This window comes from Pseudomonas sp. YH-1 (assembly GCF_051990045.1).
Classification (GTDB): domain Bacteria; phylum Pseudomonadota; class Gammaproteobacteria; order Pseudomonadales; family Pseudomonadaceae; genus Pseudomonas; species Pseudomonas nicosulfuronedens.
The window spans coordinates 5167477-5183651 of the sequence record NZ_CP178184.1 but is presented as its reverse complement, the minus strand read 5'-3'; the positions used below and the strand labels follow the sequence as shown (position 1 = coordinate 5183651).

Here is a 16175-nt window from a genome sequence, read left to right as displayed (position 1 = left end):
TCCCTGAAGGGAGAGGGAGATGATTGGAGCGGGCTGAAAATTCGGTTTCCGCCGATGGCTTCAGTGAGCGAAAGGCTCATCTCGGCACGAACGGCCCCCACTCCCTCTGGGAGAGGGCTGGGGTGAGGGGTTCTTCAGTTCTTCCATCACAACTTCACGCTTGCGTCAGGTACCAGCGCCAGTCCTGCTCGCCGACTTCGCCCATGAACTGGCGGTACTCGGCCTGCTTGACCTTCAGGTAGACGCCGAGGAATTCATGTCCCAGCGCATCGCGCGCCCAGCTGGAGCGTTCCAGCGCACGCAGCGAGGTGAGCCAGTCGGTGGGCAGCAGCTCCTTGGCCTGGGCGTAGCCGTTGCCTTCCACCGGCGCGCCCGGGTCGATCTCCTCGCGGATGCCGCGATGGATGCCCGCGAGGATGGCGGCGGCGGCCAGGTAGGGGTTGGCGTCGGCGCCGCAGATGCGGTGCTCGACGTGGCGGGTATGGGCCGGGCCGCCGGGCACACGCAGGCTCACGGTGCGGTTGTCGCAGCCCCAGGTCGGCGCCAGCGGCGCGTAGCTATTGGCCTGGAAACGGCGGTAGGAGTTGGCGTTGGGGCAGAACAGCAGCAGCGAGTCAAGCAGGCTTTTCAGCATGCCGCCTACGGACCGGCGCAGCAGCGGAGTGCCTGCCGGGTCTTCGCTGGCATAGAGGTTGTTGCCTTCGGCGTCGGCCAGGGATACGTGCATGTGCATGCCGGTGCCGGCCAGGTCATCGAACGGTTTGGCCATGAAGCACGCCTGCATGCCGTGCTTGTGTGCCACGCCTTTCACCAGGCGCTTGTAGCGTACGGCCTGGTCCATGGCGAGCAGTGCGTCGCCGTGTTCCAGGGTGATTTCCACCTGGCCGGGCGCGTACTCGGAAATGGCGGTGCGCGCCGGAATGCCCTGAGCCTTGCACGCTGCGTAGAGGTCGGCGAGGAACGGCTCGATCTGCTCCAGCTCACGCAGACCATAAACCTGCGTGGCACGCGGGCGACCGCCGTCTGCATCCAGCGCCGGCTGCGGGCGGCCATTGGCGTCGCGCTTGGCATCCAGCAGATAGAACTCCAGCTCGCAGGCCATCACCGGGTGGAAGCCATCGGCCTTGAGCCCATCGATCACATGGATCAGCACGTGGCGCGGGTCGGCGATGTCGGCGGGCTTGCCTTCCACTGGGTGCATGCTGACCTGCACCGCCGCTGTGGGAATCTGCCGCCAGGGCAGGCGCACCAGGCTGTTTTCCAGCGGATAGGCGCGGCAATCGATGTCACCCACGTCCCAGACCAGGCCGGAATCCTCGACATCCTCGCCGTGCACGGTGAGGCCGAGGATGGTGCTGGGCAGCGGCCGGCCGGACTGGTACACGGCCAGCAGCTCCTCGCGGTGCAGCAGCTTGCCGCGCGGCACGCCGTTGGCGTCGAGGATGAACAGCTCGACCATCTCGATATCGGGGTTGTTGGCCAGGAAAGTCTGGGCTTCTTGCACGGGGGCGAAATTCATGGGGCTCTCGTTAGCATCCAGGCGGATGCGCTGACGACCTGCAGGCCAGGGCCGCGCCGACGGGCACGGGGGTATAAGGCAGGCAAGCGATGCAACGGGCTACGTCTTGTTCGAGATTGGCGTTTTGCCAATCCTGAGCGTAGTTCCGTCGAAGGAATTCGGGCGGGGTGCCCGGTCAGCGAGAGGTGCTATCCGGTGGACGCGCGTGGCGGCAGTGCCAGAGCGCCCAGAAGGCCAGTTCCAGAGGCAGGGTCAGCGGTTGCAGTTCGAGCCAGCGGGCATGTTTGCGCGGCAGGCGGACAGCGCTGCCGGCCTTGCGGGCGGCGACGGGTTCCAGCGGTGCGGGCGAAACGAGCAGGTGCATGTCGAAGGATTTGGCTGACGATTTCCTGAGACTCGCACGGCGGATTGGTTTGTTAAATGTGATTTTCACGACCTTTGGTTTAGCTGGATCGAAACTGATTGCGCCACTCGGATGACCGCGAAGGCCGCACCAGAGCCGTTCCAGCTGCCTTCACGCAGCCCGTCGAACCAGTCGGAGCGCCTGCCGCGTCTGCCGTAGACTGGGGCAGTCAGTGTCTGTCATGGGCCGCTCCATGTGCCGCATCGTCTTCGCACCGTCGATCCAGCGTCACGTTCCCATCGAGGAGCGCGAACTGACGGCCGATACCCTGGCGGGTGCCCTGGAGGCGGTGTTCATCGAAGCGCCGAAACTGCGTGGCTACCTGCTGGATGACCAGGGCGGCCTGCGCCGCCACCTGACGGTCTTCATCGACGGTTTGCGCCTGCGTGACCGTGCCCGCCTCAGCGATGCATTGGCGGCGGATAGCGAGGTGTACGTGGTGCAGGCCCTGAGCGGCGGTTGAGGACCCGGCAGCAATCGAGGAGAGCACAATGGATGATCGACTGCTGGTAGCGACCCGCAAGGGCCTGTTCACCTTCCGGCGAAGTGCCGACGGCTGGCAGGAGACCCGCCGGGATTTCATCGGCGAACCGCTGAGCACGGTGCTCGCCGACCCGCGCGATGAGACCCTCTACGCCGCCCTGAACCTTGGCCATTTCGGCTGCAAGCTGTGGCGTCAGCGCTCCGGTGAGGACTGGCAGGAAATTGCCGTGCCGACCTACCCGCCACAGCCTGATCCTCTGCCCGAGCCTAAAGAGGACGAAGCCCCGCCCGCGCCCTGGGTCCTGCAACAGATCTGGTGCCTGGAGACCGGCGGCGCCGCCGAGCCCGGCGTGCTCTGGGCGGGCACCATTCCCGGTGGCCTGTTCCGCAGCGCCGACAGTGGCGATAGTTGGGAGCTCAATCGCTCGCTCTGGGACCGCCCGGAGCGCTCGCGCTGGATGGGCGGCGGTTACGACTGGCCGGGCATTCACTCGGTCAGCGTCGACCCGCGCGACAGCCAGCACCTGACCGTCGCAGTGTCCTGTGGTGGGGTATGGCAGAGTGACGATGGCGGGGCCAGCTGGCGCGTCACCACCAACGGCATGTACGCCGACTACATGCCGCCGGAGCTGCGTGAAGAGGGCGCCATCCAGGACCCGCACCGCCTGCTGCATTGCCCGGCACAGCCGAATCGCCTCTGGGTGCAGCATCACAACGGCATCTTCACCTCGACCGACGGCGGCACGCGCTGGAACGACGTACAGGTCGAACCCTCGAGCTTCGGGTTCGCTGTCGCCGTCCACCCGACCCAGCCGGACACGGCCTGGTTCGTTCCGGCGGTGAAGGACGTCTGCCGGATTCCGGTGGACGCCCGTTTTGTCGTCACCCGTACCCGCGACGGTGGCGCCAGTTTCGAGGTGCTGGACAGCGGCTTGCCACAGGGAGCGGCCTTCGACCTGGTGTACCGCCACGGCCTGGCGGTGGACGACGATGGTGCTTGCCTGGCGATGGGCTCCACCACCGGCGGGCTGTGGCTGTCGGAGAACGGTGGCGATCATTGGCAGTGCCTGTCGATGAATCTGCCGCCGATCTACTGCGTGCGCTTTGGCTGATTCTTGCGCCTGGCCTGTTCGCGCACCTCGCGTGGCTTCATGCGGCGATCGAAATAGTTGATCGCGGTGCCGAATACGACGATGGCGATCAGGATGGTCAGGCCTATGTGCGTGGCTTCCATGGGGTTCTCCTTGAGGGGATGGATCACAGCGCCTGGCCGCGCCGCTTGAGTTCCAGGCGACGGATGAATTCCTCCAGCACCAGGCGGTAGAGATCGTCCTTGAGGCAGGCGTCCTCGATACCGGCGTCGAGGTTGGGGTTGTCGTTCACCTCGATCACCACCACTTCGCCGTCCACCTCCTTGAGGTCCACACCGTAGAGGCCGTCGCCGATCAGGTTGGCGGTCTTCAGCGCCAGCTCCACTACGGCCGGTGGCGCATTTTCCACCGGCAAGGTGCGGCATTCGCCGATCACCTCGCCGCCGGCCCTGTGCTCGACGATCTGCCAGTGCCCGCGGGACATGAAGTACTGGCAGGCGAACACCGGCTTGCGATTGAGGATGCCGATGCGCCAGTCGTACTCGGTGTAGAGATACTCCTGGGCGAGCAACAGCACCGAATGCCCGAACAGCTCGGCACTGACGCTGCGCAACTGCTGGGCATCCTCGACCTTGTAGACGCCACGGGAGAAGCAGCCATCGGGAATCTTCAGCACCAGCGGAAAGCCCAGCCGCACGCCGACGCGCTCCAGCTCCTGGGGAGTGTCCTTGTAGAGAATTTCCGTGTCCGGCATGCCCAGGCCCTGGCTGCGCAGCAGGTCGGTCAGGTAGACCTTGTTGGTGCAGCGCAGTATTGAGGCCGGATCGTCCATCACGATCAACCCCTCGCTTTCTGCCTTTTTGGCGAAGCGGTAGGTGTGGTCGTCGACGCTGGTGGTCTCACGGATCAGCAGGGCGTCGTACTCGGCCAGACGCGCGTAGTCCTTCTTCTCGATCAGCTCGACATCGAGGCCCAGTTGCCGGCCGACGCGGACGAAGTTTGCCAGCGCGCCGGTGTTGGACGGCGGCAGGCTCTCGGCCGGGTTGTGCAGGATGGCCAGGTCGTAGCGCGCCAGGCGTCGTGAATTGGGTTGGCGCCAGACGCGCCGGCTGAAGCGGTCAAGGGCTTCGGCGAACTGGTCTTCCTGATTTTCCCGCAGCTTGTGCAGGGCGCCGGGGCGCACGCCGGCGATGTGCCAGGCATCGGTGCGGCGGAAGTCCACCAGCAGGATCGGGCAGGGGAACGCCTCGAACAGCTGACGGGCGATGGGCTGCAGCGGCGCGAGATCGGTGTGGCCGAAGTACAGGCGCAGGGTGAAGCCGTCCGTGCTGGCGCAGGGATGTTGGGCAAGGGCCCTTTCCAGGGACTTTTCCAGGCCGTCCAGGGCGAGACCATAGAGGGATTTCTTCGCCAGTTCGCTGATCGTGCGTACTGACGGAATTACCTTGTGGCCACGTGCTTCGGCCAGCAGCGAACAATAATAACCGTGGCCGAGGTATTTATAATTCCGGCACAGGTTGATGACCTGAAAGCGCTGTCCCGATTCGAATTGATGAGAATCTTCCAGGTATTCGCGTGCACTCAGCATATCCTCGCTGGGGATATAGGACGCCCAGTCTTCCTTGCGCTCGACGATGATCAGAACCTGGCTTGAGCGGGCTGAAGGTGGCTCGCCAGAAGCGTCGGTGACAACCTGGAGCGCGCTTGCATTGAACTTTTCATGAAAGTTAGTGTGTAGCGAAGACATTGTTCACGGACCTGTCTGAAAGTTGCCGTGTGTCTATTAAGCAGTAACTTCAGGAAATGTCCCGGTTCATTACGATAGTTTTACGGAGAACCCATGCCGCTGTTATACCGCCTTGCCGCGTCGGACGATTTACCAAGATTGTCGAGGCTGGAGGAGGAGTGTTTCGACCAGGACCGCATCAGTGCCCGCAGCTTTCGCCGACTGATTGGCGCGGCCAGCGCCATCCTGTTGGTGGCACAGCGTGAGGACGAGTTGCTGGGTTATGCGTTGATGCTGCTGCGCAGGGGCTCCGACATTGCCCGCCTATACTCCCTGGCGGTTTCCCGGCAGGGGCGAGGGCAGGGCCTGGGCGGCGCTCTACTGGAGCGCTGCGAGCAGTGGGCGCGTGAGCGCGGTTGCCAACGGCTGCGTCTGGAAGTGCGCCTGGACAACGCCAGCGCCATCGGTCTCTATGAGCGCAGCGGCTACCTGCGCTTCGCCCGCAGCCCTGGCTTCTACGAAGACGGCAGCGACGCCTGGCGCTACGAGAAAACCCTCGGTACCCCGGTGCAGACAGAAAGGAACCTGGCATGACCGCCCGCATCCAGCACTTCTTCGATACCGCTACGTTCACCTATAGCTACGTGGTTGCCGACCCGGCGAGCCGACGCTGCGCCATTGTCGACCCCGTGCTGGACTACGATGCCGCTGCCGGCCGTATCGGCCACGAGAGCGCTCGGCGCATCGTCGACTATGTGCGCGAACAGGGCCTGACGGTGGAGTGGCTGTTGGAGACGCACCTGCACGCCGACCACCTGTCTGCTTCTGCCTGGCTCAAGACCGAGCTGGGCGGGCGCCTGGCCATTGGTTCGAGCATTGCCCAGGTGCAGCGCACTTTTGCCGGGATACTCAACCTGGGGGAGGGCTTTCCCTGCGACGGTAGCCAGTTCGACCACCTGTTCTCTGACGGCGAGCACTTCTGCATCGGCGAACTGCAGGCCGAGGCGCTGCACACACCCGGCCATACGCCGGCCTGCATGACCTACCTCGTCGGCGACGCCGCCTTTGTCGGGGACACCCTGTTCATGCCCGACTACGGCACCGCCCGTTGTGACTTTCCTGGCGGCGATGCGCGACAGCTGTACCGCTCCATCCAGCGCCTGTTCGCACTACCAGAGACGACGCGTCTGTTCCTCTGCCATGACTACCTGACGGCGGACCGCGAGGAGCATCAGCACGAGACCAGCGTGGCGCAGGAGCGAAAGGCCAACGTGCATGTGCATGAAGGGGTGGCGGAGGATGCCTTCGTCCTCATGCGTAACAAGCGCGATGCGACCCTCCAGGCTCCTGCCCTCATCTGGCCGTCGATTCAGGTCAACATGCGCGGTGGTGTATTGCCTGCGGTAGAGGAGAACGGCGTGCGCTATCTGCGGATACCGCTGGACCAGATGTAAAGAAGCCGCCCCATGGGGCGGCTAATACGGATGAATGGGGATTCCCCACGCCAGGCGCGGGGAGGGTGGATCAGAAACGCCAGTCCAGCGACAGGTTGCCCGACACCGAGTTGTAGCCGGTGCGGAACAGGTCGCTTGCTACCCCTGCGCCAATGTCCACGTTTTCGCTGAGCTGGTAACGCACGCTGCCGCGCAGGCCCATGGAGTCGCGGTCCATGACGGTGTTCTTGCTCTTGAACTTCACGCCTTGGTAGTTGGCGAAGGTCGCGTCCTGGATCAGGTCGGTGTCGAGCAGCTCGTGGTTCCAGGTGATCTGGCCCTCCGCCTTGATGGCCTTGCCACCGTCGAGCGGGAACTTCATGGCGCTGTTCAGGCCGATGCTGGAGCGCAGTGAATCGAACTGCTGGGACTTCAGCTTCAGGGTGGAGCCATCGGCGCCTTTCTCGTGGGTGCCGTCGCGCCACAGGCTGGTGTAGGTGAGGGTGGCGATCGGGCCCAGGCTGACGTTTTCGTTCAGCTTGAAGCGGTAGCCGCCACCACCGACCAGGGACGCGCTCTTGCCGGTCCAGTCAGCCTTGTTCTCGGCGGAGTAGTCGGCGAAGTCGAGCTTGCGCTTGAGTTCACCGGTTTCGTAGCCGATACGGGCGCTGCCGAGCATGTAGCTGCCGGCCATCGGATCTGCTGCATAGCGGGCGTGCACACCCAGTTCCAGGGCCGTGGTATTGCCGTCGCCGTGCAGCGGGTCCTTCAGGTTGACCTTCTGCTTGCTGGCCGCACCGTGCAGGCCGACGATCAGGTTGCCGTCGCTGGTGGCGGCGGTCTCGGCGCCGAAGATCACACCGGAACTGTCGCTGTTGAACCCGACGGTGTGGCTGTCGCTGTTCTGCCGGGTGTTGCCGCCGAAGGGCTGGATGAAGGCTTGCCACTCATCGTCGCGCAGCTTGCCGGGCTCGCGGGCGCTGATGGCGTCAGCGACCTGCTGCTCGCGCTGCAACGAGCTGGCCAGCATGGCGCTGTAGGCCGAGGGCGAGAGCTGTTCGAGGGCGCGACCGATGGTGCTGCCGTCCGCTGCGGAGAAGTCCAGGGCGGTGTAGAGCTTCTGGCGGTCGGTGTCGCCGGCTTTGACCTCGGAGGCGGTTTCGCTCAGGGCCTCGCCCACTTCGCGGCCGTTCTGGCTCAGGGCGTACTGGGCGTAGGCATCGCTGCTGCGTTCGAACTTCAGCAGGTAGCTGCCGTCGGCCTTCGGAGTAGCCAGCAGGGACAGGGTCGGCGAAACCGGCAGGCTTTCTACCGCGTCGAAGCTGCCGGTGGTGCTGGCGCTCTTGAGCAACTGGCTGGAGCTGACCGTCCACTGCGGCGAGTACCAGCCGCGTGCGGGCGCCACGGTCAGGCGGCCGGCGAGATCGGCGTTGCCGGTGACCAGCAGGCTGTCGTGTTGGCGCTTGTCGTTCACCTCCACCAGCAACTGGCCGGTATCGGTCTGGCGATAGTCGCCGTCGACGGTGATGCTACCCAGCGAGTTGCCCGGCGCGACGGTACCGCGGTTGACGAATTCGCCGTTGGGGTTGAGCTGGAACTGGCCGTTGCCACGCAGGGTGGCGCCTTCTTCGACGTTCACTGCGTAGAGCTGGTTGTTCTGGCTGTTGAGGCTGGTTTCGCCGCCCCGCAGGTTCAGCACCAGGCTGCGGATACCCTGGATATCGCCGTTGTAGGTCATGCGGAAGTTCGGGTCGGCCTGGTCCAGGGCGCGGCCCTGGCCATCGTTCAGCAAGCCGAAGTTCAGCTGCGTGAAGCGTTTCTCGATGCCACCCCCTTCCCATCGGTTGTAGTCCGAGTAGATGCCGCCTTCCAACTGGGCCCCGGCCAGGATATTGATCTGGTTGACCAGTGCGGAGTCGTCGATCTGGATCGCCGCCGCCGAGCCGGCCAGACGGCCGCTGATGTTGACCGTGTCGACCAGGGCGCCCATGAGCTCCGGCAGGGGGTTGTCCTGTACCTCATTGTTCTTGATCTGGAAGTAGGAGCCGCGATACTCCGTGCCGAGTACGCTGTCTCCAAAGCTGCCCAGCAGGTTCTGGCCGAAGCTGAACCGGGCGCCGACGCCGCTTTCTCCCATGGCCTGCACATCGCCGCGCAGCACGAGATCGTGGTCCTTGCCGTAGGCGAACAGGATGCCCTGGCCGTTCAGGCCGTCGGCGTGGATACGGGTGCCGGGATCAATCACCAGGGTGTTACCCTCACCATCGACGCGGACGCCGACGGCTCCTGCTCCGCGGGTGAGGAGGTCGGCCTGCTGGTAGATCAGGTTGTCGCTGCCGTAGACGTGCAGGCCGACGCCAAGAGACGTTTCGTTGTAGGCGCCGGTAAGGTAAGCGGTACCGGTTTCGTCGCGCTTGAAATAGCCGTTCTGGTTGTAGAGCGTTTGGCCGTTACCGTACACCGAAAAACCAAAGAAGTTGCGCCGGTCGATCTCATAGCCCATGTCCTGTAGTACCGCCAGCTCGGCCTCCATGAAGGTGGTGTAGTTGCGGTAGTTCTGATGGCTCATCAGGCTGTTCTTCAACTCGCTGTGAGACATGTAGTTGGTGTCCACATAGCCTTCCACGCCCAGGATTTTCACCGGAACGCCCGGCATGGCGCCGTCCAGAACTTCGGTTACATTATCGCCGGTGAAGTAGCCCTGGTCCTTGCGCAAGTCGAATCCGTCAGGATCATAGGCATTGCTGCAGTCGGTGCAGAGCACGGCCTGCCCCGCCTTTGCGGGGTTGCCATTGTCATCGCGAAGATGCTGATCCCATTCAGAGAGGCCAGACTTAGGGAAGTAGGGGGTATTGCTACCTTTTCCATCCTTGTCGCTAACATAGGTGGTAATGCCCAATCCATGCGCCAGTTCGTGCAGGGCCGTAGCATTGATATCCATTCCAGTTGAGGCGCGAGGTATTTGGGAGGGTACGTATGGAATGGTGTCGTAGCTGAGGCCGCTCCCCATACGGAATTGCGCGTGTGACCCAAAGGTCAATAATTCGGGGGGTAGAATGTATTCTCCGGAGAGAATTACCTGTAATGCAGTCTCGTATCGCTTCACGTCGATCATGACGGGAGCGCTAGAACCTGATGCATTGGCACCGTTGTAGGTTCCTACGTTTACGATGGCAGCACTGACTCCCGTGGATGGTTGAATGACGGTTGCCCAATAGTCGATCGCTTTTCCTATCTTGTCCTTCTGTTCAGCGCTCAGGTTCCACGTCGAGTATTCCGGTTCCTCCGTGTCCCCCATATAGGGGCCGTCACCGATATCGAAAAAACGGGTCTCGAATACAGCGGTTCCTTGTTGGTTATAAGAAGTGCGTGTCTCCTGGGCGTAGAGAGGTGCGCTGGCGACAGCGAACGAAATGGCCAGTGAGATTTTGTTGCGGCTGAATTTTCTTGATTTTTTCATTGTTGAATCCTGTCAGCAGATGTCTGCCGAAATACGTTCCGGCAGGACTTCCGTGGTGTTCCCTTGTTGATGAAAGCCTCTGCCTAGAGGCTCCGGATTGGTTCGGGGAACGGAAGTCGACTGGATTCTTGGGAATGGTCCCTGAAGAGATCAATTATGATATGGCGACTTGACGAGTAGGCGATTTCCCATCGGTTAAGGGGTGTGAATGATTTGGCTTAATGGCATGAGGGTATGCTTGATACCTATTATTTAGATGCGAGTTTTTGTTGTTTTGTCTCGCTTTCTGAGTGGTTGAATTCTATTTGTGGAGTGTTCAGTTTCAGTGAGGGTATATTGCCCGGCAGCGCGAGGTGTGCCGGGCAATATAGTGGTTTCCAGAAAAGCAACTACAGCAAAAGACTTCGAATCTCCCCCAGCACTTCACCCAGCCTTTTGGTAAAGCGAGCCGCCGCCGCGCCGTTGATTACGCGATGGTCGTAAGACAGCGACAACGGCAGCATCAACCTCGGCTGGAAGGCCTTGCCATCCCACACTGGCTGAATCGCTGCCTTGCTCACGCCCAGAATGGCCACCTCCGGTGCGTTGACGATGGGGGTGAAGCCGGTGCCGCCGATATGCCCCAGGCTGGAGATGGTGAAACAGGCGCCCTGCATGGCGTCGGCGCTGAGCTTCTTGGTGCGGGCTTTCTCCGCCAACTCAGCGGCTTCGGCGGCAAGTTGCAGCAGGCCTTTCTTGTCCACGTCGCGGATCACCGGTACCAGCAGACCGTCCGGTGTATCCACGGCGAAGCCGATGTGCACGTATTGCTTGCGGATCAGCGCCTTGCCGCTGGGAGCGAGTGAGCTGTTGAAGTCGGGCAGTTCGCGCAGCAGGTGGGCACAGGCCTTGAGCAGGATCGGCAGGATGGTCAGCTTGGTCCCGGCTTTCTCCGCCACCGCCTTCTGCGCCACGCGGAAGGCTTCCACCTCGGTGATGTCGGCGGACTCGAACTGGGTCACGTGAGGCACGTTCAGCCAGCTGCGATGCAGGTTGGCAGCGCCGACCTGCATCAGGCGGGTCATCGTCACTTCTTCGGTTTCGCCGAACTTGCTGAAGTCGATCTCCGGGATCGGCGGAATGCCCGCACTGCCGCTTGCCGTCGCGCCGGACTTGCCGTGTTGCAATTGCTCCTTCACGAACAGCTGCACGTCCTCCTTGAGGATGCGGCCCTTGGGCCCGGTGCCGGTGACCTGCGCCAGGTCGACGCCGAACTCACGGGCAACCATGCGCACGGCGGGCCCGGCGTGCACCCGGGTGCCGTCGCGGCTGGGCGCGCCCACGGGCGTGGCTTCCGAGCCCCTGGCAGGTTCGACTTGTGCCGCCGGGGCGGCTGCGGACTTCTCGGCCGTGGCCTGCGGCGCAGCAGCACCGCCGACGACCTCCAGCTCGAGGATGTCATCGCCTTCCTTGAGCGTGTCGCCGATCTTCACCTTGATGGCCTTCACCACGCCGGCCTTGGGCGCGGGAATCTCCATGCTGGCCTTGTCGGACTCGAGCGTCAGCAAGCTCTGGTCGGCTTCGATGCGGTCGCCCACCTTGACCATCAGCTCGATGATCTCACCCTGGCCGTTGCCAATGTCCGGCACCTTGATGGTTTCCACTCCGCCACTGCTAGGCGGTGCAGGTTGTGGCGCAGGCGCAGCGACCGGTGCGGGTTCTGCTGCGGCGGTCTTGGCAGGCGACTCGGCCTTTGCCTCAGTCTTGGTTTGCTCGGCGCCGCCTTCGGTCTCCAGTTCGAGGATGTCATCACCCTCCCTGAGGGTGTCGCCGACCTTCACCTTGATAGCCTTCACGATGCCAGCTTTCGGCGCGGGGATTTCCATGCTGGCCTTGTCGGACTCCAGCGTCAGCAGGCTCTGCTCGGCTTCGATACGATCCCCGACCTTGACCAGCAGTTCGATGACTTCGCCCTGACCGTTGCCGATGTCGGGTACGCGAATGGTCTCGCTCACGGTGCCTCTCCTCAGCAGTCCAGCGGGTTGGTTTTTTCCGGGTCGAGGCCGAACCGGGCGATGGCCTCGGCCACGACCTTGGGTTCGATATCGCCGCGGTCGGCCAGCGCCTCCAGCGCCGCGAGAACGACCCAGTGACGATCCACTTCGAAGAAGTGGCGCAGCTTTGCGCGCGTGTCGCTGCGGCCGAATCCATCGGTGCCCAGCACCTTGAATTCCTTGGTCGGCACCCACTGGCGAATCTGTTCGGCGTAGACCTTCATGTAGTCGGTCGACGCGATCACCGGCCCCTTGCGACCGCCCAGACATTCCTCGACGTAACTTTGCCGGGGTTTCTGCCCCGGATGCAGACGGTTCCAGCGCTCCACCGCCAGGCCGTCGCGGCGCAGTTCGTTGAAGCTGGGCACCGACCAGACGTCGGCGCCGATACCGAAGTCCTCGCGCAGGATCTTCGCCGCGGCCTCGACTTCGCGCAGGATGGTGCCCGAGCCGAGCAGCTGTACGTGGTGCGAGGCAGCGCGGCGGTCCTCGAAGAGCAGGTACATGCCCTTGATGATGCCGGCTTCGACACCCTGGGGCAGAGCAGGGTGCGGGTAGTTCTCGTTCATCACGGTGATGTAGTAGAAGACGTCCTGCTGCTCCTGCATCATCTGCCGGACACCCTCCTGGATGATCACCGCCAGCTCATAAGAGTAGGTGGGGTCGTAGGTGCGGCAATTGGGGATGACCGAGGCCAGCACATGGCTCTGGCCGTCCTCGTGTTGCAGGCCTTCGCCGTTGAGGGTGGTGCGCCCGGCGGTGCCGCCGAGCAGGAAGCCGCGGGTCAGGCTGTCGCCGGCCGCCCAGGCGAGGTCGCCGATGCGCTGGAAGCCGAACATCGAATAAAAGATGTAGAACGGCAGCATCGGCTGGCGGTAGTTGCTGTAGGCGGTACCGGCGGCGATGAAGGAGGACATCGCGCCCGCCTCGGTGATGCCTTCCTCGAGGATCTGGCCCTTCTTGTCCTCGCGATAGAACATCAGCTGTTCCTTGTCGACCGGCTCGTACAGCTGGCCCACCGAGGAGTAGATGCCGAGCTGGCGGAACATGCCTTCCATGCCGAAGGTGCGGGCCTCGTCGGGAATGATCGGCACGATGCGCTGGCCCAGTTCCTTGTCCTTCACCAGTTGCGAGATGATCCGCACGAAGGCCATGGTGGTGGAAATCTCGCGGTCTCCCGAGCCGTCCAGCAAGGCCTTCAGCGTCTCCAGCGGCGGAGCGGGAATGGCCTGGCTGTTGCCATGGCGATGAGGCATGAAGCCGCCCAGGGAGGCGCGCCGCTCTTTCAGGTAGCGTGCCTCGGCGCTGCCTTCGTCAGGGCGGTAGAAGGGCAGTTTGGGCAGGTCCGCGTCCTTGATCGGGATGTCGAAGCGATCGCGGAAGGCGCGCAGGCTTTCGACGTCGATCTCGTGGATGTTGTGGGCGATATTCTTCGCCTCGCCGGTGCCGGTGCCGTAGCCCTTGATGGTCTTGGCCAGCACCACGCTGGGCTGGCCCTTGTGGTTCACCGCTTCGTGGTAGGCGGCATAGACCTTGTACGGGTCATGCCCGCCTCGGTTGAGCTTCCAGATTTCTTCGTCGGAGAGGTCCTTGACCATCTCCAGCAACTCCGGTCGCGCGCCGAAGAAGTGCTCGCGGACGAAGGCGCCGTCCTTGGCCTTGTAGTTCTGGTAGTCGCCGTCCACCGCTTCGTCCATGCGCGCCTGCAGCAGGCCGGCGTGGTCCTTGGCGAACAGCGGGTCCCAGAAGCGCCCCCAGATCACCTTGATGACGTTCCAGTTGGCGCCGCGGAACACGCCTTCCAGCTCCTGGATGATCTTGCCGTTGCCGCGCACCGGACCGTCCAGGCGCTGCAGGTTGCAGTTGACCACGAAGATCAGGTTGTCGAGCTTCTCGCGCCCGGCCAGGGAGATGGCGCCGAGGGATTCGGGCTCATCGGTCTCGCCATCGCCGAGGAAGCACCAGACCTTCTGCTTGCCGGCGGGGATGAACCCACGGCTTTCCAGGTACTTCATGAAGCGCGCCTGGTAGATCGCCTGGATCGGCCCCAGGCCCATGGACACCGTGGGGAACTGCCAGAAGTGCGGCATCAGCCGTGGATGCGGGTAGGAGGAAATGCCCTTGCCGTCGACCTCCTGGCGGAAGTTCTCCAGCTGCTGATCCGTGAGCAGCCCCTCGATGTAGGCACGGGCGTAGATACCGGGCGAGGCGTGGCCCTGGAAGTAGATCAGGTCCCCGGCGTGTTCCTCGGTGGGGCCGTTGAAGAAGTAGTTGAAGCCGATGTCATAGAGGGTTGCCGAGGAGGCGAAGGTGGAGATGTGCCCGCCCAGCGACGGGTCCTTGTGATTGGCGCGCATCACCATGGCCAGCGCATTCCAGCGCACCAGTGAGCGGATGCGTCGCTCCATGAACAGATCGCCCGGCATGCGGGCCTCGTGGCCTACCGGAATAGTGTTGCGGTAGGGCGTGGTGATGGCGTAGGGCAGCTGCGTGCCGGTACGACTGGCCAGCTCGCCGAGGCGAGTCATCAGGTAGTGGGCGCGGTCTTCGCCTTCTTTCTCCAGTACGGATTCCAGCGCGTCCAGCCATTCCTGGGTTTCGACGGGGTCGATATCGTGCATGGTCAGGGGTCCTGGTTACGGGGTCGGCTCTACGCAATGCCGGCTCCTGGCCAGGGGTTTCATGGAGTTGGCGCAGTGGGCGGCGACCCTCGTGAGGCCGCCGCGCTGCCGCCGGCACGCGCGTGTGGCTATAGAGCTTAGACAGCTCTGGCGCCGGTGCCCGTCGGGATATCGAGTCAGGACGTCGCAGTCGCCTCAGCGCACCGCATCACGCCGCAGGTCGTCACCACGGTTCCACTGTGCGGCCACCAGGCGGTCGCGCCCGGCCTGCTTGGCCTGGTAGAGCAGGCGGTCCACCGCCGCGACGAAGTCCAGCGGACGGTCGCTGGAGGAGGGCACGGCAGTGCCGACGCCCAGGCTGATGGTCAGCAACGACGAGACATTGGACTTCTCGTGGCTGATCTGTTGCTCGCGCAGCACGCTGCGGCAACGCTCGGCGATCTGCCGCGCGGCCTCGCTGTCGGTCTCCGGTAGCACCAGCACGAACTCCTCGCCACCGAAGCGGGCGATGAAGTCCCGCGGTCGGTGCAGCGCGCCGGCCAGCGCCTTGCCGACGGTGCGCAGGCAGTCGTCGCCCTGGATGTGCCCGTAGTGATCGTTGAATTGCTTGAAGTAGTCGATATCCAGCAGCACCAGGGACAACGGTTGGCCGCTGCGCTGGGCGCTGCCCCACTCGGTGTCCAGCACCGAGTCGAACATGCGCCGGTTGGCCACGCCGGTCAGGCCGTCCTTGTACGAGTACTCCTCCAACTGGCGCTGCAGCATGATCAGCTGCTCTTCGGCGCGCTTGCGTTCGCTGATGTCGAACATGAAGCCGACCAGCGAGTCCACTTCGCCGTTCTCGTCACGCATCACGTGCACCACATCGCGGATCCACACGTAGTCACCGGAGGAGGTGAGGGCGCGGTAGTCCGCCTCGTGGTCGGTGCCCTCGCGCGACTGCGACACGCAGAAGTTCACCACGCGGTCGCGATCTTCCGGGTGCATGCGTTCGGCCCAGTCGTTGGCGCTGACCCAGCTGGCCTGGCTCCAGCCTAGAAGGTCTTCGATCTGCGGGCCGATGTAGGCGAAGGTCATGGATCGCCAGTCGATTTTCCACGGGATGGCGCGAGTGGATTCGAGGAGGGTCTGGTAGACGGGATTTTCCGGGGAGGCGTCGTACGGCATGGCGGCGGCTCTCTGATGGCACTGTGCCTTGTTCTACCACAGTGCGATGACCGAAAGCGGGCCAATCGCGCCAGTTGGCACCTCGAAGGCTGCGGGGCGACAGACGGTCGTTTCTGACGGATACGGTTTCTTCAGCAATTCATAACGGGTTCTTCACGAATGCGGCGATAGGGTTTGCCTGCCCGCCATCTGACAACCCGCAGTGCGATGGTCACCCCAGGGATGGGTCGGGCTTTCCC

General features: G+C 63.5%; 12 protein-coding genes. 4 read left to right on the top strand and 8 right to left on the bottom strand.

The window, feature by feature from the left end:
• Window positions 1-154: 154 nt before the first annotated feature.
• Together ACKI1H_RS23555 and ACKI1H_RS23550 are read right to left on the bottom strand one after the other, a co-directional pair.
• A complete protein-coding gene (locus ACKI1H_RS23555) occupies window positions 155-1519 on the bottom strand; it encodes a glutamine synthetase family protein (protein ID WP_138521643.1) in 1365 nt (454 codons plus the stop codon).
• Window positions 1520-1694: 175 nt separating this feature from the next.
• Window positions 1695-1883 carry a hypothetical protein gene (locus ACKI1H_RS23550; protein ID WP_138521641.1) on the bottom strand — a complete coding sequence of 63 codons (189 nt, stop codon included), beginning with the start codon at window positions 1881-1883 and terminating at the stop codon, window positions 1695-1697.
• Between the two features lie 232 nt (window positions 1884-2115).
• On the opposite strand from ACKI1H_RS23550, the gene ACKI1H_RS23545 reads away from it, so the two are divergent.
• On the top strand, window positions 2116-2385 hold the full coding sequence (locus ACKI1H_RS23545) for a MoaD/ThiS family protein (RefSeq protein ID WP_138521960.1): 270 nt from the start codon (window positions 2116-2118) through the stop codon (window positions 2383-2385).
• Window positions 2386-2413: 28 nt separating this feature from the next.
• On the top strand, window positions 2414-3517 hold the full coding sequence (locus ACKI1H_RS23540; protein ID WP_440466548.1) for a WD40/YVTN/BNR-like repeat-containing protein: 1104 nt from the start codon (window positions 2414-2416) through the stop codon (window positions 3515-3517).
• Here the strand turns inward: ACKI1H_RS23540 and ACKI1H_RS23535 are convergent.
• Together ACKI1H_RS23535 and ACKI1H_RS23530 are read right to left on the bottom strand one after the other, a co-directional pair.
• A complete protein-coding gene (locus ACKI1H_RS23535; RefSeq protein ID WP_171049472.1) occupies window positions 3496-3639 on the bottom strand; it encodes a hypothetical protein in 144 nt (47 codons plus the stop codon). The two genes, ACKI1H_RS23540 and ACKI1H_RS23535, sit on opposite strands and share 22 nt — an antisense overlap.
• Before the next feature lie 23 nt (window positions 3640-3662).
• Complete coding sequence (locus tag ACKI1H_RS23530; protein ID WP_440466547.1) at window positions 3663-5243, bottom strand: RimK family protein; 1581 nt, start codon at window positions 5241-5243, stop codon at window positions 3663-3665.
• A 93-nt stretch (window positions 5244-5336) separates the two neighbouring features.
• Here ACKI1H_RS23530 and ACKI1H_RS23525 point away from each other — a divergent pair, with 93 nt between their 5' ends.
• On the top strand, window positions 5337-5816 hold the full coding sequence (locus tag ACKI1H_RS23525; RefSeq protein ID WP_138521635.1) for a GNAT family N-acetyltransferase: 480 nt from the start codon (window positions 5337-5339) through the stop codon (window positions 5814-5816).
• Window positions 5813-6676 (top strand): MBL fold metallo-hydrolase, encoded by an 864-nt coding sequence (locus tag ACKI1H_RS23520; protein ID WP_440466546.1) that lies wholly within the window; start codon window positions 5813-5815, stop codon window positions 6674-6676. The genes ACKI1H_RS23525 and ACKI1H_RS23520 overlap by 4 nt, the downstream gene beginning before the upstream one ends.
• Window positions 6677-6746: 70 nt before the next feature.
• On the opposite strand, the gene ACKI1H_RS23515 is transcribed toward ACKI1H_RS23520, so the two are convergent.
• The 4 genes from ACKI1H_RS23515 to ACKI1H_RS23500 form a co-directional block, all read right to left on the bottom strand.
• Entirely contained in the window at window positions 6747-9419 is a 2673-nt protein-coding gene (locus ACKI1H_RS23515) for an autotransporter outer membrane beta-barrel domain-containing protein (RefSeq protein WP_440466545.1), read from the bottom strand.
• Window positions 9420-10504: 1085 nt separating this feature from the next.
• Window positions 10505-12109, bottom strand: coding sequence for a dihydrolipoyllysine-residue acetyltransferase (gene aceF, locus ACKI1H_RS23510; protein ID WP_440466544.1), 1605 nt, complete (start codon window positions 12107-12109; stop codon window positions 10505-10507).
• A gap of 11 nt (window positions 12110-12120) precedes the next feature.
• Window positions 12121-14769 (bottom strand): pyruvate dehydrogenase (acetyl-transferring), homodimeric type, encoded by a 2649-nt coding sequence (aceE, locus tag ACKI1H_RS23505; protein ID WP_440466543.1) that lies wholly within the window; start codon window positions 14767-14769, stop codon window positions 12121-12123.
• Between the two features lie 195 nt (window positions 14770-14964).
• A complete protein-coding gene (locus ACKI1H_RS23500) occupies window positions 14965-15936 on the bottom strand; it encodes a sensor domain-containing diguanylate cyclase (RefSeq protein WP_138521625.1) in 972 nt (323 codons plus the stop codon).
• Window positions 15937-16175 lie beyond the last annotated feature (239 nt).

Coding starts and splice junctions, on each gene's coding strand:
- ACKI1H_RS23520 (WP_440466546.1), top strand. CDS start 5,813: ATGACCGCCCGCATCCAGCACTTCTTCGATACCGCTACGTTCACCTAT.
- ACKI1H_RS23545 (WP_138521960.1), top strand. CDS start 2,116: ATGTGCCGCATCGTCTTCGCACCGTCGATCCAGCGTCACGTTCCCATC.
- ACKI1H_RS23530 (WP_440466547.1), bottom strand. CDS start 5,243: ATGTCTTCGCTACACACTAACTTTCATGAAAAGTTCAATGCAAGCGCG.
- ACKI1H_RS23535 (WP_171049472.1), bottom strand. CDS start 3,639: ATGGAAGCCACGCACATAGGCCTGACCATCCTGATCGCCATCGTCGTA.
- ACKI1H_RS23500 (WP_138521625.1), bottom strand. CDS start 15,936: ATGCCGTACGACGCCTCCCCGGAAAATCCCGTCTACCAGACCCTCCTC.
- aceE (WP_440466543.1), bottom strand. CDS start 14,769: ATGCACGATATCGACCCCGTCGAAACCCAGGAATGGCTGGACGCGCTG.
- ACKI1H_RS23540 (WP_440466548.1), top strand. CDS start 2,414: ATGGATGATCGACTGCTGGTAGCGACCCGCAAGGGCCTGTTCACCTTC.
- ACKI1H_RS23550 (WP_138521641.1), bottom strand. CDS start 1,883: ATGCACCTGCTCGTTTCGCCCGCACCGCTGGAACCCGTCGCCGCCCGC.
- ACKI1H_RS23525 (WP_138521635.1), top strand. CDS start 5,337: ATGCCGCTGTTATACCGCCTTGCCGCGTCGGACGATTTACCAAGATTG.
- ACKI1H_RS23555 (WP_138521643.1), bottom strand. CDS start 1,519: ATGAATTTCGCCCCCGTGCAAGAAGCCCAGACTTTCCTGGCCAACAAC.